This window comes from Conexibacter woesei DSM 14684 (assembly GCF_000025265.1).
Classification (GTDB): Bacteria; Actinomycetota; Thermoleophilia; order Solirubrobacterales; family Solirubrobacteraceae; genus Conexibacter; species Conexibacter woesei.
The window spans coordinates 3,754,785-3,777,698 of record NC_013739.1; the positions used below are offsets into that span (position 1 = coordinate 3,754,785).

Sequence of the window (22,914 nt, forward strand, 5' to 3'; positions counted from 1 at the left end):
ATCCGCTCTAGTGGGCGTGGATCCGGTCGCCGTCCTCGACCCGCTCGATGCGGGCGCCGAGCGCGCGCAGGCGCTCGTCGATCCGCTCGTAGCCGCGGTCGATCTGGCGGATGTTGCCGATCTCGGTGGTGCCCTCGGCGCAGAGCGCGGCGATCAGCATCGCCATGCCGGCGCGGATGTCGGGCGACTCGACGCGCTCGCCGCGCAGGCGGCGGGAGCCGACGACGAGCGCGCGGTGCGGATCGCAGATCGTGATCGCGGCGCCCATCAGCTGCAGCTTGTCCGTGAAGAAGAGGCGGTTCTCGAACATCTTCTCGTGGATGATGACCGACCCCTCCGACTGCGTCGCCAGCGCGAGCGCGATGCTCGTCAGATCGGCGGGGAACGCCGGCCACGGGCCGTCCTCGACCTTCGGCTGGTAGCCGCCGGCGTCGTTGGTGATGACGAGCTTCTGACCGCCGGGGACGAACAGGTCGTTGCCGCGCATATCGGTCTCGAGGCCGAGGCGGGCGAAGACGAGGCGGACCATCCGCAGGTCCTCGGGATAGGTGTCCTTGATCGTCAGCTCGCCGCCGGTCACGCCGGCGAGCGCCATGAAGGAGCCGATCTCGATGTGGTCGGGGGCGACGCGGTGGTCACAGCCGCCGAGCCGGTCGACGCCGTGGACGGTCATCACGTTGGAGCCGATCCCGTCGATCTGCGCGCCCATCTTCACGAGCATGCGCGCGAGGTCCTGCACGTGCGGCTCGGAAGCGGCGTTGCGGATGATCGTCGAGCCGGGCGTCAGCGCGGCGGCCATCAGCGCGTTCTCCGTCGCCATCACGGACGGCTCGTCCATCAGGAAGTCGCAGGCCGTGAGGCCGCGCGGGGCGGTCAGCAGGATGTCGCGGTCGTGCTCGATCGTCGCGCCGAGCGCCTTGAACGCGTCGAGGTGCGGGTCGAGCCGGCGACGGCCGATCACGTCGCCGCCGGGCGGCGGCATGTGCGCGCGCCCGAAGCGCGCGAGCAGCGGGCCGGCGAGCAGGAACGACGCACGGATCCGCTCGGACAGCCTGCGGTCGAGATCGGTCTTGGCGACGCCGTCGGCGCGGATCGCGACCTCGTTGTCGCCGATCCACTCGGCGCGCGCGCCGAGGTCGGCGATCAGCTCGATCTGCGCCTGCACGTCGCTGATGCGCGGGACGTTGCGGATCACGACTTCTTCGTCGGTCAGCAACGCCGCGGCGAGGATCGGCAGCGCACCGTTCTTGTTGCCTGCGGGCACGAACGTGCCTGAAAGCGGCACGCCGCCCTGTATGACGAACTTTTCCATGAGAGAGGGATGACGTCGGCCCCGCATGTCAGTCACGGAGATGGGGTCGGAGCCGGAACGCTGAGCTAGGGTAACAGCCATGCCGAGGGGGATTTCGCGCGACGACGCCTGGACCCTCTTTTGCGAGTGGACGGAATCCCCGTCGCTGCGGCGTCACGTGCTCGCCGTCGAAGCTACGATGCGAGCGTATGCGCGCCAACTTGGAGGGGACGAGGAGACCTGGGCCGTCACTGGCCTGCTGCACGACCTCGACTACGAGCGGCATCCCTCGCTCGTGGACGGCCATCCGCGGATCGCGATGCAGGAATTGCAGCGACGCGGCTATCCGGATGAGATCATTCGAGCAATCGGATCGCATGCGGACGAGATGGAGCTCACACGCGACACGCCGATGGAGCGCGCGCTGTACGCCGTCGACGAGCTGAGCGGCTTCGTCCTCGCGTGCGCATACGTCCGTCCCGAGGGACTGCAGGGGATGACGCCGAAGTCGGTCAAGAAGAAGATGAAGACGCCGAGCTTCGCCGCCGCGGTCGACCGTGACGCGCTGCGGCGCGGCGCTGACGAGCTCGGCGTCGACTTCGACACGCACGTCGCGTTCGTGATCGCGGCGCTCGCCGAGCACTCCGACACGCTGCTCGCCTCCACCCCCGAACCCCGCTCGGCAGACCCGGCCGACTGATGCTCGGCGCCTACCGCGTCCTCTTGAGGCCACCGGGAACGGGACGGCTGATCGTCTCGCTGCTGATCGGGCGCATCCCGATCGGCATCTTCTCGCTCGCGATCGTGCTGCTCGTGCGGGCGGAGACGGGCTCGTTCGCACAGGCCGGCGCGGCGAGCGCGGCGTGGGCGGTCGGCGCCGGCTTCCTCGCCCCGATCCAGGGGCGTCTGGTCGACCGCTTCGGCCAGCCGGCGGTCCTGATCCCCTCGACGCTCGTCAACGCGCTCGCCGTGATCGGCGTCGTCGCCTGCGCGCGGGCCGGCTCACCGACCTGGGTGCTGGCGGTGTTCGCGTTCATCGGCGGCGCAGCGCTGCCGCCGCTGGGCGCATGCATGCGGTCGGTGTGGGCGACGGTGTTCGAGAACGACACCAACGCGCGCAACACCGCCTACACGTTCGAGGGCGTCGTGTCGGAGTTCTTCTTCATCATCGGGCCGGTCATCACGACGGTGCTGATCGCCGTCAGCTCGACGAGCGTCGCGCTGATCGTCGCGATCGCGCTGTCGTTGATCGGGACGATCCTCTTCGCAACGGGATCCCTCGCGCGCTCGTGGAGAAGCGAGCCGTTCGAGCGGACGCGCGCCGGCGCGCTCGCCTCGCCGGGGATGCGGACGCTGATGCTGTCGATCGTGCCGACGGGGATCTCGTTCGGGGCGCTCGAGGTCGCGATGCCGGCGTTCGCGGTCGAGCACGGCGAGAAGGCGGAGCTGGCAGGAATACTGCTCTCGATCATGGCCGTCGGCAGCGTGCTCGGCGGCATCTGGTACGGGGCGCGCAGCTGGTCGAGCCCGGTCGTCGAGCGCTTCATCGTGCTGCACGTCGCGCTCGCCGTCGGGACGCTGCCGCTGCTGATAGCGGACTCGATCCCGCTGATGGGCGCGATGGCCGCGATCGCCGGCCTCGCGCTGGCGCCGTCGGCCGCGGCGGCCTACCTGCTGATCGACCACGTCGCCCCGCCGGGCACGGCGACCGAGGCGACGACGTGGATGATGACCGCGAACATCGCCGGTGCCGCCTCCGGTGCGGCGCTCGCCGGCGTGATCGTCGAGGCCTCCAACGCCCGCTGGGCGATCGCGCTCGCCTGCGCCGGTCCGGTCGTCGGCGCGGTCCTCACGATCCTGCTGCGCCACACGCTCCACCCGATCGTCCCCGCAACCCCCGAGCCCGTCGCCTCCGCCCCCGCCCCGCGCGACGCCTGAGTCGCCCGCCGCTCCCGCCGCGGCCCGACAGGCGCCCACTCGCCGCACGCCCGCTCCCGCCGCGGCCGCTCAGCGCCAGCGGCCGCCCGCGCTCGCCCAGGCGCGCAGGTGGTCGGTCGTGCAGAAGGCGTCGGCGATGCGGTACTCGCCGCGGTGGTGGACGAGCAGGACGCGCGTGTCGTCGAGCGCAGCGCCGCAGTGGGCGCACTCGGACAGCGCCGGCTCCTCGCGCGGCTGCTCCGCGAGCGTCCCCGCTTCCCAGTGCGGACCTTGGATCGCCCACGGGACGGTGTGCTCGAGGCGGCAGAAGGTCGCAAGCCGTTCGCCCGCCTGCTCGGCGGCGCGGTAGCCCTCGTCGGGTCCGACGTCGACCCCGCACCAGGTGCATCTGAGCGTGCTCACGCGCGAGACCCTAGCGCCCGGACGCGACCCACAAGTCTCCGGTGCGTGCTCCTGGGCTATCGTGGCGCGCGATGCCCGAGCCGCTGAAGATCACCATCCTCGAGGGCGACGAGACCGGCCAGGAGCTGCTCGACCAGGCCGTCCGCGTGCTCGACCCGGAGGTCACCGGCCTCCCGCTGGAGCTGGAGCGTTTCGACCTCTCGCTCGAGAACCGCCGTGCGACCCAGAACGGCGTCGTCTCCGACGCCGCCGCGGCGATGCGCACGTGCGGGTTCGGCATCAAGGCAGCGACGATCACGCCCGAGGGCGCCGACGACGTCGGCTCGCCGAACCGCATCCTCCGCGAGGAGGTCGACGGCAAGGTGATCGTGCGGACGGGTCGTCGCATCCCGGGGGTCACGCCGATCGCCGGCGTGCACTACCCGATCTCGATCGTCCGCATGGCGATCGAGGACGCCTACGGCGCGAAGCAGTGGCGCGAGGGTGACGCGGGCGCGGCCGACGAGGTCGCCTACCGCACCGAGCACGTGACCCGCTCCACCTGCCGCGCAGTGTCGGAGTACGCCTTCCGCACGGCGCGTGCGATGCAGGCGCGCGTCTACGGCGGCCCGAAGTGGACGGTCTCCCCGGTCTACGAGGGGATGCTGAAGGAGGAGATGGACGCCGCGGCGGCCCGTCACCCCGACGTCGCCTACGAGCCGGTGTTGATCGACGCGACGTACGCCGGCCTCGTCAGCGGCGCCGCCGACGAGCCGCTCGTCGTGCCCGCGCTCAACCGTGACGGCGACTGCCTCTCCGATCTCGTGCTGCCGATGTTCGGCTCGATCGCGGGCGCCGAGTCGGTGCTGCTGGCGTTCGACGACAACTACGAGACGCACGTCGCGATGGCGGAGGCGCCGCACGGCACCGCTCCCGCGCTGAGAGGCAAGGACGTCGCGAACCCGATGGCGATGCTGCTCGCCTCCGGCGCGGTCCTGCGCCACGCGGCCGAGCGCGGCCACCCGGGAGCCGAGCGTGCCTCGCGCGCGATCTACGAGTCGGTCCTCGAAGCGATCGCCACCGGCATCAAGACCCCGGACCTCGGCGGCCACGCCGGCACGACCGAGTTCACCGACGCGGTCATCGAGCGGATCACGACCAAGATCGAGGTCTGGTCCACGCTCGGCACCGGCGGCTGACCCCGCCGCCCGCTCGTCCACCCCGCCCCGGGCCTGCCACCACGCAGCCCGGCCGGGGCCCCGCCCATACCGCACCGGCCGCCGCCCCATCCCACACGTCCGCGGTCGGCATCGTCCTGCCTTTGTGTCGCTCTGCGACCACTAGCCAGGACGACGCCGCGACGAGCGCCGAGGCGCCGCACACACGTTCGTGCCTGCGTAGCGCACGTGCAACATTCGTTGCAGCGAACTGCATCACTTCCACCCGGAAACACGGGACATTCGCGCATCTCTGCCTTCCCTCCCGAGACCCGCTCCTGTTCCATCCGAGACGCAGGCTACCTTCACGAACACATGTTCTCTTCTCGTGCACCCAAGCTTCTCGGCGCCGCGCTGATGGACCTCGCCGAGGCCGTTCTGCGTCCGGTCGATGACGCATGGGCCGACGAGGCCGCACCCCACGACCGCGCCGAGGCCCGAACGGGCGCCCCCCGACGTGCCTTCGAGCTCGACCTCACGTGGTCCACCGAGCCGACCTTCGGCGACGTGCTCGCGCCGGCAGCGCCTGCAGCACATCCCCACCGCCGCGCCGCTCGTCTGGAGCGCAGACGGCGCCCCGGCACCGTCCGGCCCGCTGCACAGCGATGCACGTCGCCGCTCCCGGCCAAGCCGCCGCGACCGGCGCGCTCGGCCGCGACGCAGCACTGACCGCACCGAGATCGCCGGCGGCTCCGCCCTCGCCTTCCGCGCGCCGCACCATCCGCGCGCAGCGCTCTTCGTACGCTGCCGCGAAGAGGCTGGCGAGTGAGGCGTCGAGCGCGCACGGGCACCTCCGCGGACTCAGGCCGGCGACACGCACCTCCGCAGACGCACGCCGGCGACGCGCACCATGCCGGCAACACGTCCCGCCGCGGGCCCACGCCGGCAACGCGCACCTCCGTGGGTTCAGGCCGGCGACACGCACCTCCGCAGACGCAGACCGGCGACACGCACCTCCGCAGACGCAGACCGGCAAACACGCGCCTCCGCGAACGCAGGCCGGCAACGCGAGCCCAACCACGCGACACCGGCCACGCGACCCACGCGAGCCCGCGACGCGAGGCAGCAAGCCAACCGCGAGTGTGCGCGCTGCGCAGCTGCGAGCCACGCACGTAGAAAGGGCTCGGCATCCTCGCGTACGTACGGTGAAGGGCGGTCACGTACGGTGAAGCGCGGCCACGTAGGGTGAAGCGCGCTCGCGTCCGCCCTCGGCGGCGCAGCCCGCGCGGAGCTGCGCGGGGCTCGTGCTGCGTCACCCTACGCGCGGGGCGGCGGCGGCAGCGGTCACTGGACGGGTCACGCGGGTGCGCTCCGGCGGCACCACCCCGCCGGGACCGAGCCGTCAACTTCCCCTCACCCGTACAGACCGGCCGGGAACTCGAGCGCGCGAGCCCGGGAGCGACCAAGGCCCAAACAACCGCTGGCGTCGCGCCGGCTGGCGTCACGCCGGCAGCGCTGGACCAGAAATGCAAAAAGCCCCAGCCGCCGAGAGGCGACTGAGGCTGAATGAAAAAACCGGCGGCGTCCTACTCTCCCAGGCCCTTGCGGGCCAAGTACCATCGGCGCTGAGAGGCTTAACGGCTCTGTTCGGAATGGGAAGAGGTGTTTCCCTCTCGCTATAGCCACCGGAAAACGTGCGAAACCACGCCCTCCACGGGCCTTCAAAACTGCACAGCGCCATTGAGACGGGTATCAAAATCCGTCAAGCCCTCGAACAATTAGTACCAGTCTCCTACGAGCGTTACCGCTCTTCCAGATCTGGCCTATCAACCTGGTGGTCTTCCAGGGTTCTTACTCCCTCAAGGGGATGGGAGAGCTCATCTTGAGGCCGGCTTCCCGCTTAGATGCCTTCAGCGGTTATCCGATCCGCACGTAGCTAACCTGCTATGCCCTTGGCAGGACAACAGATACACCAGAGGTGCGTTCATCCCGGTCCTCTCGTACTAGGGACAAATCCTCTCAACTCTCCAACGCCCACGGCAGATAGGGACCGAACTGTCTCACGACGTTCTGAACCCAGCTCGCGTACCGCTTTAATGGGCGAACAGCCCAACCCTTGGGACCTACTACAGCCCCAGGATGCGACGAGCCGACATCGAGGTGCCAAACCGGGCCGTCGATGTGGACTCTTGGGCCCGATAAGCCTGTTATCCCCGGAGTACCTTTTATCCGTTGAGCGACGGCACTTCCACTTGCTACCGCCGGATCACTAAGACCTGCTTTCGCACCTGCTCGACCTGTCGGTCTCGCAGTCAAGCTCCCTTGCTGCCTTTGCACTCTACGCACGATTTCCAACCGTACTGAGGGAACCTTTGTGCGCCTCCGTTACATTTTGGGAGGCGACCGCCCCAGTCAAACTACCCGCCTGGCACTGTTCACCGCCCGGATTCACGGCGCGGTGTTAGAAACCCAAGACATCAAGGGTGGTATCTCAAGGTTGGCTCCACGACAGCCGCAGCCATCGCTTCCAAGCCTCCCACCTATCCTGAGCGAAATGCATCGAATTCCAATACCAGGGTGTAGTAAAGGTTCACGGGGTCTTTCCGTCTAGCCGCGGGTACTCGGCATCTTCACCGAGACTGCAATTTCACCGAGCCCCTCGTTGAGACAGCGTCCAAGTCGTTACGCCATTCGTGCAGGTCGGAACTTACCCGACAAGGAATTTCGCTACCTTAGGACCGTTATAGTTACGGCCGCCGTTTACCGGGGCTTAGCTTCGGTGCTTTGGGCGAACCCTAACACCTCCACGTAACCTTCCGGCACCGGGCAGGCGTCAGCCCCTATACGTCGTCTTTCGACTTAGCAGAGACCTGTGTTTTTGGTAAACAGTCGCTTGGACCAATTCACTGCGGCCCCCTCAGGCTCCACTCGCGAAGAGCTTCACCTTACTAGGGCGCCCCTTATCCCGAAGTTACGGGGCGATTTTGCCGAGTTCCTTAACGAGGGTTATCTCGATCACCTTAGTATTCTCTACTTGCCCACCTGTGTCGGTTTTGGTACGGGCACGCGTGTTCTCCCTAGAGGCTTTTCTCGGAGGCATGGCGTAAGGGACTCGCCGGCTCAAAGCCAGCTGGCATCGCACCTCAGGTTATGCAGGCCCGCATTTCACTAGGCCCACCCCTACATGCTTACCCCAGGACGACCATCGCCTGGGTTCCCGTAGCCTTCCCCGTCCCCCCATCGGTCAAGCAAACACGACGTGGTACAGGAATATCAACCTGTTAGCCATCGACTACGCCTTTCGGCCTCGCCTTAGGTCCCGACTAACCCTGAGCAGACGAACTTTACTCAGGAATCCTTGGGCAATCGGTGGAGGAGATTCTCACTCCTCTTTCGTTACTCATGCCGGCATTCTCACTTCCGAAGCCTCCACGGCTGGGTTACCCCGCCGCTTTACTGGCATCGGAACGCTCTCCTACCGCGCGATCGACTCGAAAGTCTCACGCACCCGCAGCTTCGGTAGCTAGCTTAAGCCCCGTTACATTATCCGCGCTCGAACACTTGACCAGTGAGCTGTTACGCACTCTTTCAAGGGTGGCTGCCTCTAAGCCAACCTCCTGGTTGTCTATGCACTCGAACATCGTTTGCCACTTAGCTAGCATTTGGGGACCTTAGCTGGCGGTCTGGGCTGTTTCCCTCTTGACGCTGAAGTTTATCCCCCAGCAACTGACTCCCGGAGTAAACGTACTGGTCTTCGGAGTTTGCCTGAAGTTGGTAACCTGGTAGGGCCCCGCGTCCAAACAGTGCTCTACGGCCAATACGCAATTGATCCGAGGCTATACCTAAATATATTTCGGAGAGAACCAGATATCACTGAGCTTGATTAGCCTTTCACTCCGACCCACAGGTCATCCGCCCAGTTTTTAACCTAGGTCGGTTCGGTCCTCCACGAGGTCTTACCCCCGCTTCAACCTGCCCATGGGTAGCTCGCTCAGTTTCGGGTCTACCGCCTACGACTATGTCGCCCTATTCGGACTCGCTTTCGCTACGGCTCCGCTCATCGCTTAACCTTGCCGCAGACGAGTAACTCGCCGGCTCGTTATGCAAAAAGCACGCGGTCACAGAACAAGTCTGCTCCCACCGCTTGTAGGCACGCGGTTTCAGGTACTATTTCACTCCCCTTCCGGGGTACTTTTCACCTTTCCCTCACGGTACTAGTCCGCTATCGGTCACCTAGGAGTACTTAGCCTTGGAGGGTGGTCCCCCCAGCTTCAGTCCGCGTTTCACGGGCGCGGACTTACTCAGGAACGCTTGACGGAAGATCATGTGGTTTCGTCTACGGGACGGTTGCCCTCTTTGGTGAGCCGTTCCAGGCTCTTCGACTACCGCATGACTTTGTAACTTCCGCCGGGCCAGTCACGACCCGGAACAAACGCCCTACAACCCCTGCTGCGCAACGCGTGACTGCTTACACGCAACAAGTTTGGGCTGATCCCTTTTCGCTCGCCACTACTCAGGGAGTCTCGGTTGATTTACTTTCCTCGGGGTACTGAGATGTTTCACTTCCCCCGCTTGTCTCCAACCCGGCTATGTGTTCACCGGGAGGTAACGCCGCATTACCAGCGCTGGGTTTCCCCATTCGGAAATCCGCGGGTCAAAGGCTATTCAGCGCCTCACCGCGGCTTATCGCAGCCGTTCACGTCCTTCTTCGACTCTAGGTGCCAAGGCATCCACCGTGTGCCCTTACTATCTTGACGGTGATCTGATCAACGATGTGATCGGTGATACCCGTTTCATTGGCTACTGTGCAGTTTTCAAGGTCCGTGGAGAGGGCGCTGCCTTCAAGTCCCGTCTGTGGCAAAGCCAAGCAGACGAGACCGGCGAAGGCCGGTCTCTCAAAACTCAACAGCATGTATGCAGCTCCACCCGAGCCAGAGGCTCGGATGTTCTTCACGACCAGGTCTCGGTCGACGTACTAGTTCCGATCGACAAGCGATCGGACGCCTTCGTGAGAAGGCTCCCTAGAAAGGAGGTGATCCAGCCGCAGCTTCCGCTACGGCTACCTTGTTACGACTTCACCCCAGTCACGAGCCCCACCTTCGACGGCTCCCTCCCTTGCGGGTTAGGCCACCGGCTTCGGGTGTTGCTCACTCCCGTGGTGTGACGGGCGGTGTGTACAAGGCCCGGGAACGTATTCACCGCGGCAATGCTGATCCGCGATTACTAGCAACTCCGCCTTCATGTAGGCGAGTTTCAGCCTACAATCCGAACCGAGACGCGCTTTAAGGGATTCGCTCCACCTCGCGGTATCGCAGCCCTCTGTACGCGCCAATGTAGCACGTGTGTAGCCCTGGACATAAGGGGCATGATGACTTGACGTCATCCCCACCTTCCTCCGGTTTGTCACCGGCAGTCTCGCATGAGTCCCCAACTAAATGCTGGCAACATGCGACGGGGGTTGCGCTCGTTGCGGGACTTAACCCAACATCTCACGACACGAGCTGACGACAGCCATGCACCACCTGTGAACCTGCCCCGAAGGGAAGCCGTGTTTCCACGGCGGTCAGGCACATGTCAAGCCCAGGTAAGGTTCTTCGCGTTGCGTCGAATTAAACCACATGCTCCGCTGCTTGTGCGGGCCCCCGTCAATTCCTTTGAGTTTTAGCCTTGCGGCCGTACTCCCCAGGCGGGGTACTTAATGCGTTAGCGTCGGCACGGAGGGAGTCGACACCCCCCACACCTAGTACCCATCGTTTACAGCGTGGACTACCAGGGTATCTAATCCTGTTTGCTCCCCACGCTTTCGCGTCTCAGCGTCAGTCACGTCCCAGCGAGCTGCCTTCGCCATTGGTGTTCCTCCTGATATCTGCGCATTTCACCGCTACACCAGGAATTCCACTCGCCTCTTCCGGACTCAAGCTCGACAGTATCCACCGGCATTCCAGGGTTGAGCCCTGGACTTTCACAGCAGACTTATCGAGCCGCCTACACGCGCTTTACGCCCAATGATTCCGGACAACGCTCGCCCCCTACGTATTACCGCGGCTGCTGGCACGTAGTTAGCCGGGGCTTCTTCTGAAGGTACCGTCACTCCGAACGACTATTCATCGCCGAAGCTTCGTCCCAACTGAAAGGAGTTTACAATCCGAAGACCGTCTTCCTCCACGCGGCGTTGCTGCGTCACGCTTTCGCGCATTGCGCAAGATTCCCTACTGCTGCCTCCCGTAGGAGTCTGGGCCGTGTCTCAGTCCCAGTGTGGCTGATCGTCCTCTCAGACCAGCTACCCATCGGAGCCTTGGTGAGCCGTTACCTCACCAACAAGCTAATGGGCCGCGGGCCCATCCTGATGCGGTTAGCCGAAGCTACCTTTCCTCAACGACCTTAAAGTCGAGGAGCACATTTGGTATTAGCCCGAGTTTCCTCGGGTTGTCCCAATCATCAGGGCAGGTTACCCACGTGTTACTCACCCGTTCGCGGCTTTGCCCCAGGGCAAGCCCTGGTTCGTCGCTCCACTTGCATGTATTAGGCACGCCGCCAGCGTTCGTCCTGAGCCAGGATCAAACTCTCCGTGAAGAACTACTTATGCTTCATAGAGAGTGTCGCGATGCTCACACAAGGGACGCCCTAGTACACAAGCGGGCATCCGGAGCACCGGACGGATAATTCAAATGACTCTGACGTGACCAATTGATTCCCGCCACGCTGACGTAAACGGGATGGTCACTTCGAAACCTGGACGCACCAGATCTTCCGGACTAGTCCATCCGATCAGGTGCACATGCTGTTGAGTTTTCAAAGACCGCCGTGCCTCTCGGGAGGGGACTCCTCCGTCTGACACGCGCTGAGGGCTAGTGCTCTCAGAGCGGGGCGCGAAAGTATAGCGCACTCGGCGCGGAGTGGAAGCGTGCTGCTTGCTTCCCCTCCCCGGTGCGACCTTTCGCTGGTCTTCCGGGCGGCCCGTCCTGCGCCGCGTCGAGAACTATACACAGTCCTCCGCGGAATGCGTTCCCGAGTGAAAGAAATGTCAAAAGTGCCGCTGTGCCGGGCTTTTTCGGCCCAAATCGGTGCGAACTCTCCTGAGGATGCCCATTCAGGAGAGGATTTGAACCGCAACCTCCCGCTGCCGGGGCCGGTCGTCGAAGTCGAGCAGGACGATCTGCTGCCAGGTGCCGAGCAGCAGCTCCCCCTCCACGATCGGAACGCTCTCCGAAGGGCCGATGAGCGCCGCGCGCACGTGAGCGTGTGCGTTGGTGTCACCGTTCAGGCGGCTGTGCGCCCACGCGCGTGCACGTGGGACGAGCTGTTCGAGCAGCTCGGTGAGGTCCTCCACCCCGCCGGGCTCGTACTCCATCGTCGTGACCGCGACCGTCGCGCCGCGCGCGAAGACCGTCGCGGCGCCGCGGACGACGCCGCTCGTGCGCACGACGCTGCGGACGCCATCGGTCAGGTCGACGATCTTGCCGTCGCCGGCGGTCTCCACGCGCAACATCCCGCCGTGGACCGCCATCGCTCGCTCAGCTGCTCCGCAGGCGGGCGAAGCGGCGCTTGCCGAGCTGGAGCACCCGGCCGTCCAGCTCCGCGGCGGGCCGATCGAGCGGATCGGCCGCGAGCGGGTCGCCGTCGAGCTTCACCCCGCCCTGCTTGAGCTGCCGTCGCGCCTCGGAGCTGGAGACGCCGAACGCGGCGGCAAGCAGGGCCGGCAGGTGGACGACGCCGGCGCCGTCCACCGGCAACGCCGCGTCGGGCATCTCCTCGGGCGGGCGGTGCTCGACGTGGACGCGGTCGAAGGCCCGCTCGGCCGCCTCGGCGGCGGCGTCGTCGTGGAAGCGCGCGACGAGCCTGCGCGCGAGCGCGCGCTTCGCGTCGCGCGGAGGCGCGCCCGCGGGAACGGGCTCCCCGAGCAGCAGCTCGTACCACGTCGGCAGCGCCTCGTCGGGGAGGCGCAGCGTCTTGCCGTAGATCTCCTCGGGCGGCTCGGTGACGCCGATGTAGTTCCCGAGCGACTTCGACATCTTCCGCTCGCCGTCGATCCCCGGCAGGATCGGCATCGTCAGGATCACCTGCTCGGATCTGCCATACGCGGTCTGGATGTCGCGGCCGAGCAGCAGGTTGAACTTCTGGTCGGTGCCGCCGAGCTCGACGTCGGCGTCGACGGCGACCGAGTCGTACCCCTGCAACAGCGGGTACAGCAGCTCGAGGATCGAGATCGGGGCTCGCGCCGCGTAGCGCTTGGAGAAGTCGTCGCGCTCGAGGATCCGCGCGACCGTCGTCGTGCGCACGAGGCCGAACAGCTCGTCGGTCCGCATGTCGAGCCACTCGCCGTTGCGCCGCACCTCCAGGCGCGCGGGATCGAGCACCTTCAGCGCCTGCTGCTGGAACGTCGTCGCGTTCGCGTCGATCTGCTCGCCCGACAGCATCGGCCGCGTCGAGGAGCGTCCCGACGGGTCGCCGACGCGCGCGGTGTAGTCGCCGATGATCAGGACGACCGTGTGGCCGAGGTCCTGGAACTCGCGCAGCTTCCCGAGCACGACCGTGAAGCCGAGGTGGATGTCGGGCGCGGTCGGGTCGATCCCCAGCTTCACGCGCAGCGGGCGGCCCTCGCGTGCCGCCAGCTCCAGCTTCCGCTGCAGGCCGCCGTCCGGCAGGCAGTCGACGGCGTTGCGCGCGAGCCAGGCCGCGGCCGCGGCGGGCGTGGAGGTCTCGGTTGCCATGGAACCCCAATGCTAGACTGGATCTCCCGGTGAGGCCCTTGCCGCCAAGGCCCGCCCAACCGGCACGACGGCCTCGGAGCGCACGAGACCTCGGGTGCCGGACCGACGTATGAGCTTCGACGGGAACACACCCAGCCAGGGCAGCCGCCGTTCGAGGCTCCTTCCCTTCCGCCGCCGGCGGAAGCCGGACGGCACGCGCCCCAAGATCAAGAAGCTGCGCCTCTTTTCGATCCTCGCCGGCCTCTCGCTGCTCGCGATCGTCTCGACCGTCTTCGGGATGATGATGGCCGTCGCGTCCGACCTGCCCGACCTCGAGAACAGAGAGCAGTACCGCGTCACGAAGGACAACTCGGTCCTGCTCGACTACCGCGGCCGGCAGCTCGGGATCATGCAGAACAACCAGAACGTCGTGCTGGTGTCCGGCACGCAGATCGCGCCCGCGATGAAGCACGCGATCATCGCGATCGAGGACAAGCGCTTCTACCAGAACAGAGGCTTCGACGTGAAGGGCATCGCGCGCGCGGTGTGGATGGACGTGACGAGAGGCGGCGCGGTCCAGGGCGCCTCGACGATCACGCAGCAGTTCGTCAAGAACGCGCTGGAGGCGCAGAACAGACGAACGCTGTTCCAGAAGCTGCGCGAGGCGGCGCTCGCGTACCACCTGACGCGCAAGTGGTCGAAGGAGAAGATCCTCACCGAGTATCTGAACCAGATCTACTTCGGCAACGGCGCGCACGGGATCGAGTCCGCGGCGCGCGTCTACTTCGGCAAGCGCCACGCGTACGGCGAGCCGGGCGGCTGCGGCTCCACGAGAGCGAACATGTGCGCCTCGGAGCTGACGACGGCCGAGTCGGCGCTGATCGCCGCCGTCGTCGCCTCCCCGAGCATGTACGACCCGATAACGAACCCTGACAACGCGAAGAGACGGCGCGACCTCGTGCTGCGCTACATGCGCGACCAGGACTACATCACCGCGGCCGAGTACGCGGACGACATCGAGGATCCGCTGCCGACGCAGGACGATCTGACGCCGCCGCAGGAGAAGACGCAGGCGCCGTACTTCACGAGCTGGGTGCGCCAGCAGGTCGTCGACCACTTCGGCCCGTTCAAGGCGTTCAGCGGTGGGCTCAAGATCACGACGTCGCTCGACCTCGACCTGCAGACCGCCGCCGAGCAGACGATCAGCCAGATGCTGCCCGCCGGATCGGGGCTGCCGTCCGCATCGCTCGTCGCGATCGACAACAAGACCGGCGAGGTGCGCGCGATGGTCGGCGGCGACGACTACACGACGCGGCCGTTCAACCTCGCGACGCAGGGCCAGCGCCAGCCGGGCTCGACCTTCAAGCCGTTCACGCTGGCCGCCGCGCTCGAAACGGGCATCTCGCCTGACAACGTCTACGCCTCCTCCCCGAAGGAGTTCCCGGTCCCGGGGACCAACGGCAAGGAGGCGTTCATCGTCAGAAACTACGGCGACTCGTACTCCGGCAGCACGTCGCTGCGCAGCGCGACGACGACGTCGGACAACTCGGTCTACGCCGAGGTCGGGCTCCAGGTCGGCACGAAGAAGATCGCGCGCGTCGCACGCAGAATGGGGATCCGCACGCCGATCTCGACGAACCCGGCGATGACGCTCGGCGGCTTGAGAGAGGGCGTCACTCCGCTCGACATGGCGCACGCGTACCAGACGTTCGCGACCGGCGGCAAGCGGATGTGGAACGACGACCTCGGCGCGCCCGACCGCGGCCCGATCGGCATCCACCTTGTCAGGGACGGCAAGGGCAAGGTCATAAGAGACAACCGCAAGACGCTGAAGACCAAGCAGGTGATCCCGGCGGCGGTCGCGCAGACCTCGACGGAGATCCTCCAGTCGGTCGTCTCCTACGGCACCGGCACCGCCGCCCAGATCGGCGGCTTCGCCGCCGGCAAGACCGGCACCACCGAGAACTACGGCGACGCCTGGTTCGTCGGCTGGAACGAGGAGCTGACCGTCGCGATCTGGGTCGGCTACCCGGACAGACTCGTGCCGATGCTGACGCAGTACGCCGGCGAGCCGGTGGCAGGCGGCACGTATCCCGCGCAGCTGTGGCAGAACTTCATGCTTCAGGCGAAGGCGATCCTGGAGCAGCAGCGGGCCGACGACGAGGCCGCGCGCAACGGCGACCAGACGAGCACGACCTCGACGACGCCGACGGTCCCGGACAGCGACGACTACGCACCGGCGCCGGAGACGTCGTCCCCTCCGGACGTGCCGAGCGAGAGCGCCGGCGGGGCGACGGACGGCACGACCGACGGGACCGACGGGACGACCGGCGGGACCGATGGCGGCACCGGCGGCACGACCGGCGGCACCGGCGGCGGCGACACCGGCGCGGGCACCGGCGACGGTGGTGGAGGCGACACCGGCGCGGGCACAGGCGGTGGTGACACCGGCGGCGGTGACACGGGCGCCGGCGACGGTGGAGGTGACACCGGCGCGGACCCCGGCGGCGGTGACACCGGCGCGGGCACCGGCGGCGACACCGGCGGCGCGTCCGGCGGTGGCGCGGCCGCGCCGACGCCCTAGAACCGCGCGAGGGCGCGCGCCGAGGGCGAGCGCGCGGAGGTCAGCGGCGGCCGCTACGCGGCGGCAGCAGGCCGGGCGGCCACGGCTTCGAGACGCTGCGGGAGCCGCGGGCGCAGAAGCGCCACGGCAGCTCCGCGGCCTTCGTGATCCCGATGCGCGGACCGGCGATCAGCTCCGGCGCCGGCCGCTCCGGCGGGCGCGGGAGGATCCGGATCGGGCCGTCGACGAGGTCACCGTCGTTGCCGTTCAGCTCGATCGCGAGCGCCTGCGTCAGTTTGCCCGGCCCGGAGCAGAGGTCCTCGACCCGTTCCAGCCCGCGCCGCGCGCGCATCGCCGGCAGCCCGTCGAGCGGCTCCAGCGCGCGGATCAGCACCGCCGCGCCGATGCCCTCCGCCTCCGAGACGGCGTTGACGAGCGCGTGGATCCCGTAGGAGCGGTACACGTAGGCGTGGCCGGGCGGGCCGAACAGCGTCCGGGTGCGCGGCGTCAGGCCGACGTACGCATGACACGCCGGCTCGGAGTCGTGGTACGCCTCGGTCTCGGCGATCACGCCGCTCGTCTCGCCATGCGCGAGCACGCAGCCGACGAGGTCGCGCGCCACGTCGAGCACGGGGCGCGCGTAGAAGGCGCGGGGCAGCGGCGCCGGGGCGCTCACCCCAGCAGCGCGCGGGCGCGGTCGAGCTGCTCGCGCACGCGGCGCAGGCTCGTCCCGCCCTCGGAGTCCTTCGACTCCAGCCACCGCTCGCCCCTGAGCACCTCGTAGTACTCGCCGTCGAGCAGCTCGGACTGCTCCCGGATCTCCGTCAAGGTCAGCTCGGTCAGCGTGCGACCGCTGTCGACCGCCTGCTTGACGAGTCCGGCGACGACGCCGTGGCACTCGCGGAACGGCATCCCGCGGCGCACGAGCAGGTCGGCGACGTCGGTCGCGGCGGGGAACTCGTCGCTCGCCGCCTCCGCCATCCGCTCGCGGTCGAAGGCGATCCCCTCGATCATGCCGGCGGCCGCCGCGAGGCACAGCTCGAGCGTGTCGACCGCGTCGAAGAGGTGCTCCTTGTCCTCCTGCATGTCCTTGTTGTAGGTCAGCGGGAGCGCGTGCATCGTGCCCTGGAGCGCGACGAAGTGGCCGGCGATCCGGGGCGCCTTCGCGCGCAGCAGCTCGGCCGCGTCCGGGTTCTTCTTCTGCGGCATGATCGACGAGCCCGACGCCCACGCGTCGGAGACCTCGGCGAACGCGAACTCCGAGCTGGACCACAGCACGATCTCGGCCCCGAGGCGCGAGAGGTGCGTGCCGCACGTCGCCGCCGCGGCGAGGTAGTCGAGCACGAAGTCGCGGTTGGAGACCGCGTCGATCGAGTTCTCCGCGACGCCGGCGAAGCCCAGCTCGCGCGCCACCAGCTGGCGATCGGTGTCGAAGTTGACGCCGGCGAGCGCGCCCGCGCCGAGCGGCAGTCTCGCGGTCGCCTGCTCGACGGCGGCGAACTTCTCCAGGTCGCGCGCAAGCATCCAGACGTACGCGAGCAGGTGGTGACTGAGGTAGACGGGCTGCGCGCGCTGCAGATGCGTGTAGCCCGGCATCCGCCAGTCGAGGTGGCGCTCGGCGGTCGCGACGAGCGCGCGCATCAGCCCGCGGATCGCCTCCTGCGCGGCCTGCGCGTGGGCGCGCGTGAACAGCGCCATGTCCGTCGCGACCTGGTCGTTGCGCGAGCGCGCCGTGTGCAGCTTCCCGCCCACTCTGCCGGCGAGCTGCGTGATCCGCCGCTCGATCGCCATGTGGATGTCCTCGTCGTCGGGCTCGAACGGGAACGATCCGTCCTGCAGCTCCTGCTCGACGCTGTCCAGCGCCCTCAGCAGCGCGTCGCGGTCGTCCTGGCCGATGATCCCCTGCGCGGCGAGCATCTTCGCGTGCGCGCGGGAGAGGTCGACGTCGTAGGGACCGAGGCGCCAGTCGAAGCCGATCGACGCGTTGAGCTGCTGGAAGACAGGGTGCTGGGGCTCGCTGAAGCGGGACATGGGCGGCGAGTCTACGCGGCGGGCGCGCCGGCCAGCACGCCGCGCAGCTCCTGCGTCACGCGCGCGACCTGACCCTCGGTCATCGCGGGGAAGAACGGCAGTGCGATCGAGCGCGCGGCGACGTCCTCGCAGACCGGGAACTGCCCCTCGCGATGGCCGAAGCGCTCGCGGTAGAAGCTCATCAGGTGGATCGCCGGCAGGTACGGCTTGCTCTGGATCCCGCGCGCGGCGAGCGCGCGGATCGTCTCGTCACGGTCGACGGCGTGCGGCAGCTGAACGACGAAGACGAACCAGCCGCGGACGTTGCCGTCGTGGTCCTCGCACGGCAGCGTCAGGTCCTCGACCGGGTCGGCGGCGAACGCGGTGCGGTACGCCGCGGCGACACGCGCGCGGTCGGCGAGCATCTGGTCGAGCCGCCCGAGCTGCGCGAGGCCGAGCGCGCAGGCGATGTCCGAGAGGCGGTAGTTGAAGCCGAGCCGGTCGTGGTCGAGCCAACCCATGTCGGGCGCGCGGCCCTGGTTGCGCTCGGAGTCGATCCGCTCCTTGTGCGCGGCGTCGCCGAGCGCGATCAGGCCACCCTCGCCGGTCGTGATCTGCTTGTTGGCGTAGAAGGCGAAGACCGCCGGGTGGCCGCGCCCGCCGACGGCAACGCCGTCGGGATGGGACGCGCCGAGCGCCTCGCAGGCGTCCTCGACGATCGGCAGGCCGTGCCGCTCCAGCGCCGGCGTATCGGCCGGGTAGCCGAAGATGTGGACCGGCAGCAGCGCGCTCGTGCGCTCCGTGATCGCCGTCGCCGCGGCGGCCGGGTCGATGTTGAGCGTGACCGGGTCGATGTCGGCGAAGACCGGCGTCGCGCGCTCGTAGAGGATCGCGTTGGCGGAGGCGACGAACGAGAACGGGCTCGTGACGACCTCGTCCCCCTCCGAGACGCCGGCGGCGCGCAGCGCGAGGTGCAGGCCGGCGGTCCCGCTCGACACCGCGGAGGCGTGCGCGGCGCCGAGCCGCTCGGCGAACGCCTGCTCGAAGGCGGGCACGCGCGGCCCGAGCGAGAGGTGCCCGGAGCGCAGCACCTCCAGCACGCGGTCCTCCTCCTCACGGCCGAGGACCGGCTTCGCGAGCGGGATCACGTCAGTCTCGACGCTCACGAGGAGGCGCGCTCCGTCGCGGCGTCGGCGGGCGCGGCAGTCTCGCGCCCAGCCTGGGTCGCGTACTCGAGCGAGTCGACGAGCGCGTCCCAGGAGGCGGCGATGACGTTCTCCGAGACGCCGATCGAACCCCACACGTCGTGGCCGTCGGAGGCGTCGAGCAGCACGCGCGTGACCGCCTCGGTCCCCTTCGTCTCATCGAGGATGCGGACCTTGAAGTTGACGAGGCCGGTGTCGTCGAGGTGCGGGTGCGTGTCGCTGAGGACGGCGCGCAGCGCGTTGTCGAGCGCATGGACCGGGCCGTTGCCCTCGCCGGTGCGGACGTAGCGCTCACCGTCGACCCAGATCTTGATCGTCGCCTCGGTCTCGACCTTGCCGTCGGCGCGCTGCTCGACGATCACGCGCCACGACTCGAGCGTGAACAGCTGCTCGTACTCGCCCGACTCCTTGCGCAGCAGCAGCTCGAACGAGCCGTCGGCGGCCTCGTAGTGATAGCCCCTGTGCTCCAGCTCCTTGACGCGCTCGATCACCCGCCGCGCGGCGGCGTCATCGAGCGCGATCCCGGCCTCCTCCGCGCGGGCGGCGACCGTCCCCTTGCCCGACAGCTCGGAGATCAGCAGCTCGCGGCGGTTGCCGACGAGCGCCGGATCCATGTGCTCGAACGTCGTCGCGTCCGCCATCACGCCGGCGACGTGCATGCCGCCCTTGTGCGCGAACGCGTTCTTGCCGATGTACGGCTGGTCGGCGTTGGGGGTGCGGTTGAGCAGCTCGTCGAGGTAGTGCGCGGTCTCGGTCAACGTCGCGAGCTGCGCGGGCGCGATGCAGTCGTGGCCGAGCTTCAGCTGGAGGTTCGGGACGATCGAGACGAGGTTGGCGTTGCCGCAGCGCTCGCCGTAGCCGTTCATCGTCCCCTGCACGTGCGTCGCGCCGGCCTCGACCGCGGCGAGCGAGTTGGCGACGCCGACGCCGGCGTCGTCGTGGCAGTGGATCCCGATGCGCACGCCGGTGTCGGCGAGGTGCGCCGTGATGTCGGCGACTGCCGTCGCGATCTGGCCCGGAAGGTGGGCGCCGTTGGTGTCGCACGGGACGACCGTCTCGGCGCCGGCCTCCGCCGCCGCGCGCAGGCAGCGCAGCGCGTAGTCGCGGTCGGCGTGCCAGCCGTCGAAGCAGTGCTCGGCGTCATAGACGACGCGCTTGCCCTCGGCGACGAGGAACGCGACCGACTCCTCGATCATCCGCAGGTTCTCGTCGCGGTCGACCTTGACGACCTTCTCCAGGTGCAGGCTCCAGGTCTTGCCGACGATCGTGCAGACGGGCGCGAACGAGTCGACCAGCACGCGCAGCGCGGCGTCGTCCTCTGCGCGCGCGTCGCGGCGGCGGGTCATCCCGAACGCCGCGATCTGCGCGTGCGCGAACGTCTCGCGCGAGAGCAGCTCGAACAGCTCCAGCTCCTTCGGGTTGGAGCTGGGGAAGCCGGCCTCGATCAGCTCGACGCCGAGCGCGTCGAGCCTGTGCGCGACGCGCAGCTTCTCCTCTGCGGACAGCGACATCCCCTCGCCCTGCATGCCGTCGCGGAGGGTGGTGTCGTACAGCTGGATGGCGGTCATGTCGTTCTTGTCCTGTCGTCTCAACGGGTGGGCGGATGCACAGCTGGCAGCCGGCCCGCGCGCCTGCGCGCGCTTCAGCCGGCCGTGCCGGTAATTCGCCCGTTGAACGAGAGGAAGGTCATGACTGCCTCTGATCCTACGCAGTCTTGGCCGGAACCGCCACGATGTCGTTCCACTTCAGGTAGCGCTCGTCGCGCGCGTGGAGCGCGTCGTCGAACACCTTCTGGAGGCGCTTGGTGACCGGACCGGGCTCGCCGGAGCCGACCGGGCGGTCGTCTATCTCGCGGATCGGCGTCAGCTCGGCGGCCGTCCCCGTCATGAAGATCTCGTCGCAGAGGTACAGCTCGGCGCGCGCGATGTCGCGCTCGACCAGCTCGACGCCCTCGTCCTTGGCGATCTCGATCACCGACTGGCGGTTGATGCCGTTGAGGATCCCGTTCGTCTGCGACGGCGTCACGATCTTGCCGTCCTGCACGAGGAAGAGGTTCTCGCCCGTGCCCTCGCAGACGTAGCCGTGCTGGTCGAGCAGGATCCCCTCCTCGTAGCCGGCCTTGTGCGACTCGATCTTCGCCAGCACGCTGTTGAGGTACTGGCCGGAGGCCTTCGCGTGCGGGATCAGCGAGTCGCCGCTGATGCGGCGCCAACTGGAGACCTTGGCGCGGACGCCCTTCGTCTTGCCCTCGTCGCCGAGGTAGGCGCCCCACGACCAGGCCGCGATCGAGACCTCGACCGGAGCGTCGAGCGGGTTGAGCCCCATCACGCCGGCGCCGCGGTAGACGATCGGCCGGATGTAGCAGGCGGGCAGCCCGTTGCGGCCGATCAGCTCGTGGATCGCGGCCTTGATCTGCTCGCGCGTGTACGGCACCGGCATGTAGTAGAGCGCGGCCGATCTGAACAGACGATCGACGTGCTCGTCGTTGCGGAAGACGGCGGTCCCCCGTTCGGTCTCGTAGGCGCGAATGCCCTCGAAGACGCCGGTGCCGTAGTGCAGCGCGTGGGTCAATACGTGGACCTTCGCGTCCTCCCAGGCGACGAGCTCCCCGTTCATCCAGATGAGGTCCGCTTGCTCCACGACTGCTCCTTACAGGTAGTTCAGGACGGCCTGGGAGGCCTCCGCGGTGGTCGCGGCTCCTCCGAGGTCGGCCGTACGCAGGCCGTCGGCCAGCGCGCGATCGACCGCGGATTCTACCGCTGCGGCCTCGGTCTCCATCGCGAAGCCGTGCCGCAGCAGCAGCGCGGCCGACAGGAACATCGCCAGCGGGTTGGCGATCCCCTTGCCAGCGATGTCCGGAGCGGAGCCGTGCACCGGCTCGAACAGGCCGGGGCCGTCGCCGCCCAGCGAGGCGCTCGGCAGCAGGCCGATCGAGCCCGTCAGCATCGCCGCCTCGTCGCTGAGGATGTCGCCGAACATGTTCTCGGTGACGATGATCTCGAAGTGGCGCGGGTTGGAGACGAGCTGCATCGCCGCGTTGTCGACGAGCACGTGCTCCAGCTCGATGTTGGGGAACTCCTCGGCGTGGACGCGCTTGACGACCTCGCGCCAGAGCCGGGAGGACTCCAGCACGTTCGCCTTGTCGACGGAGGTGACGCGGCTTCTGGCGGCCTCGAACGCCGTCCGCACGATCCGCTCGATCTCCGCGACCGAGTAGATCATCGTGTCCCACGCGGTGTCGCCTCTGCGGCCGCGGTCGCCGAAGTAGAGGCCGCCGGTCAGCTCGCGCACGACGAGCAGGTTCGTGCCGTCGATGATCTCGCGCTTGAGCGGGCTGGCATCGTAGAGCGCCGGGACCGGGCGCACCGGCCGCAGGTTGGCGTACAGGCCGAGCGCCTTGCGCAGCCCGAGCAGGCCCTGCTCCGGGCGCGGCTTGGTCGGGTCGGTCGTGTCCCACTTCGGGCCGCCGACCGCGGCCAGCAGCACGGCGTCGGCGCGCTGGCACGCCGCCGTCACCTCGTCGGTCAGCGCCGTGCCGTGGGCGTCGATCGAGATCCCGCCGAAGAGGTGCTCCTCGAACGTGAAGTCGCCGAGCTTGTTCAGCAGCTCGACCGTGGGGGCTGTGATCTCCGGCCCGATGCCGTCACCGGGGAGGAGTGCGATGGTCTTCGTCATATCT

General features: G+C 67.9%; 15 protein-coding genes and 3 rRNA genes. 5 read left to right on the forward strand and 13 right to left on the reverse strand.

Features of this window, described 5'->3' with window-relative positions:
* Positions 1–7: 7 nt before the first annotated feature.
* A complete protein-coding gene (gene murA, locus CWOE_RS17655; RefSeq protein ID WP_012935003.1) occupies positions 8–1,312 on the reverse strand; it encodes a UDP-N-acetylglucosamine 1-carboxyvinyltransferase in 1,305 nt (434 codons plus the stop codon).
* A 79-nt stretch (positions 1,313–1,391) separates the two neighbouring features.
* Here murA and CWOE_RS34410 point away from each other — a divergent pair, with 79 nt between their 5' ends.
* Positions 1,392–1,991: an HDIG domain-containing metalloprotein gene (locus tag CWOE_RS34410; protein WP_012935004.1), complete on the forward strand. Its 600-nt coding sequence runs from the start codon at positions 1,392–1,394 to the stop codon at positions 1,989–1,991.
* A gap of 23 nt (positions 1,992–2,014) precedes the next feature.
* Positions 2,015–3,229 carry an MFS transporter gene (locus CWOE_RS17665; protein WP_160165533.1) on the forward strand — a complete coding sequence of 405 codons (1,215 nt, stop codon included), beginning with the start codon at positions 2,015–2,017 and terminating at the stop codon, positions 3,227–3,229.
* Between the two features lie 69 nt (positions 3,230–3,298).
* Here the strand turns inward: CWOE_RS17665 and CWOE_RS17670 are convergent, their stop codons facing one another.
* A complete protein-coding gene (locus CWOE_RS17670) occupies positions 3,299–3,631 on the reverse strand; it encodes a hypothetical protein (protein WP_012935006.1) in 333 nt (110 codons plus the stop codon).
* Positions 3,632–3,702: 71 nt separating this feature from the next.
* Between CWOE_RS17670 and CWOE_RS17675 the strand changes: the two genes are divergently transcribed.
* Both CWOE_RS17675 and CWOE_RS17680 read left to right on the forward strand, forming a co-directional pair.
* Positions 3,703–4,809: an isocitrate/isopropylmalate family dehydrogenase gene (locus CWOE_RS17675; protein WP_012935007.1), complete on the forward strand. Its 1,107-nt coding sequence runs from the start codon at positions 3,703–3,705 to the stop codon at positions 4,807–4,809.
* 333 nt (positions 4,810–5,142) lie between these two features.
* Positions 5,143–5,496: a hypothetical protein gene (locus tag CWOE_RS17680; protein ID WP_148261061.1), complete on the forward strand. Its 354-nt coding sequence runs from the start codon at positions 5,143–5,145 to the stop codon at positions 5,494–5,496.
* 844 nt (positions 5,497–6,340) lie between these two features.
* Here CWOE_RS17680 and rrf read toward each other — a convergent pair.
* From rrf to tyrS, 5 genes are all read right to left on the reverse strand, one after another.
* A 5S ribosomal RNA gene (gene rrf / locus CWOE_RS17685) occupies positions 6,341–6,457 on the reverse strand.
* Positions 6,458–6,525: 68 nt separating this feature from the next.
* Positions 6,526–9,524, reverse strand: a 23S ribosomal RNA gene (locus tag CWOE_RS17690).
* A 268-nt stretch (positions 9,525–9,792) separates the two neighbouring features.
* A 16S ribosomal RNA gene (locus CWOE_RS17695) occupies positions 9,793–11,340 on the reverse strand.
* The 16S, 23S and 5S rRNA genes sit together here, the layout of an rRNA operon.
* 517 nt (positions 11,341–11,857) lie before the next feature.
* Positions 11,858–12,274: a secondary thiamine-phosphate synthase enzyme YjbQ gene (locus CWOE_RS17700; protein WP_012935009.1), complete on the reverse strand. Its 417-nt coding sequence runs from the start codon at positions 12,272–12,274 to the stop codon at positions 11,858–11,860.
* Between the two features lie 7 nt (positions 12,275–12,281).
* The gene (gene tyrS / locus CWOE_RS17705) at positions 12,282–13,478 is read right to left on the reverse strand and encodes a tyrosine--tRNA ligase (protein WP_012935010.1); all 1,197 of its coding nucleotides are present in this window, start codon (positions 13,476–13,478) and stop codon (positions 12,282–12,284) included.
* A gap of 109 nt (positions 13,479–13,587) precedes the next feature.
* Here tyrS and CWOE_RS30930 point away from each other — a divergent pair, with 109 nt between their 5' ends.
* Positions 13,588–16,041 (forward strand): transglycosylase domain-containing protein, encoded by a 2,454-nt coding sequence (locus CWOE_RS30930; protein ID WP_012935011.1) that lies wholly within the window; start codon positions 13,588–13,590, stop codon positions 16,039–16,041.
* A gap of 40 nt (positions 16,042–16,081) precedes the next feature.
* Here CWOE_RS30930 and CWOE_RS17715 read toward each other — a convergent pair whose 3' ends face one another.
* The 6 genes from CWOE_RS17715 to leuB all read right to left on the reverse strand — a co-directional run bounded on the left by CWOE_RS17715 (position 16,082) and on the right by leuB (position 22,910).
* Positions 16,082–16,696 carry a DNA-3-methyladenine glycosylase gene (locus CWOE_RS17715; RefSeq protein WP_012935012.1) on the reverse strand — a complete coding sequence of 205 codons (615 nt, stop codon included), beginning with the start codon at positions 16,694–16,696 and terminating at the stop codon, positions 16,082–16,084.
* On the reverse strand, positions 16,693–18,051 hold the full coding sequence (gene argH, locus CWOE_RS17720) for an argininosuccinate lyase (protein ID WP_012935013.1): 1,359 nt from the start codon (positions 18,049–18,051) through the stop codon (positions 16,693–16,695). The genes CWOE_RS17715 and argH overlap by 4 nt, the downstream gene beginning before the upstream one ends.
* A gap of 11 nt (positions 18,052–18,062) precedes the next feature.
* Positions 18,063–19,196, reverse strand: a complete 1,134-nt coding sequence (locus CWOE_RS17725) for a DegT/DnrJ/EryC1/StrS family aminotransferase (RefSeq protein WP_012935014.1) — start codon at positions 19,194–19,196, stop codon at positions 18,063–18,065.
* Complete coding sequence (gene cimA / locus CWOE_RS17730) at positions 19,193–20,803, reverse strand: citramalate synthase (protein WP_012935015.1); 1,611 nt, start codon at positions 20,801–20,803, stop codon at positions 19,193–19,195. The genes CWOE_RS17725 and cimA overlap by 4 nt, the downstream gene beginning before the upstream one ends.
* Before the next feature lie 136 nt (positions 20,804–20,939).
* Positions 20,940–21,875, reverse strand: a complete 936-nt coding sequence (gene ilvE, locus CWOE_RS17735; RefSeq protein WP_012935016.1) for a branched-chain-amino-acid transaminase — start codon at positions 21,873–21,875, stop codon at positions 20,940–20,942.
* Positions 21,876–21,884: 9 nt separating this feature from the next.
* The gene (gene leuB, locus CWOE_RS17740) at positions 21,885–22,910 is read right to left on the reverse strand and encodes a 3-isopropylmalate dehydrogenase (RefSeq protein ID WP_012935017.1); all 1,026 of its coding nucleotides are present in this window, start codon (positions 22,908–22,910) and stop codon (positions 21,885–21,887) included.
* Positions 22,911–22,914 lie beyond the last annotated feature (4 nt).

What these genes read in the sequence shown, in the direction of transcription:
- tyrS (WP_012935010.1), bottom strand. Translation starts at nt 13,478, where the DNA reads ATGGCAACCGAGACCTCCACGCCCGCCGCGGCCGCGGCCTGGCTCGCG.
- CWOE_RS17700 (WP_012935009.1), bottom strand. Translation starts at nt 12,274, where the DNA reads ATGGCGGTCCACGGCGGGATGTTGCGCGTGGAGACCGCCGGCGACGGC.
- leuB (WP_012935017.1), bottom strand. Translation starts at nt 22,910, where the DNA reads ATGACGAAGACCATCGCACTCCTCCCCGGTGACGGCATCGGGCCGGAG.
- CWOE_RS17680 (WP_148261061.1), top strand. Translation starts at nt 5,143, where the DNA reads ATGTTCTCTTCTCGTGCACCCAAGCTTCTCGGCGCCGCGCTGATGGAC.
- argH (WP_012935013.1), bottom strand. Translation starts at nt 18,051, where the DNA reads ATGTCCCGCTTCAGCGAGCCCCAGCACCCTGTCTTCCAGCAGCTCAAC.
- CWOE_RS17675 (WP_012935007.1), top strand. Translation starts at nt 3,703, where the DNA reads ATGCCCGAGCCGCTGAAGATCACCATCCTCGAGGGCGACGAGACCGGC.
- CWOE_RS30930 (WP_012935011.1), top strand. Translation starts at nt 13,588, where the DNA reads ATGAGCTTCGACGGGAACACACCCAGCCAGGGCAGCCGCCGTTCGAGG.
- murA (WP_012935003.1), bottom strand. Translation starts at nt 1,312, where the DNA reads ATGGAAAAGTTCGTCATACAGGGCGGCGTGCCGCTTTCAGGCACGTTC.
- CWOE_RS34410 (WP_012935004.1), top strand. Translation starts at nt 1,392, where the DNA reads ATGCCGAGGGGGATTTCGCGCGACGACGCCTGGACCCTCTTTTGCGAG.
- cimA (WP_012935015.1), bottom strand. Translation starts at nt 20,803, where the DNA reads ATGACCGCCATCCAGCTGTACGACACCACCCTCCGCGACGGCATGCAG.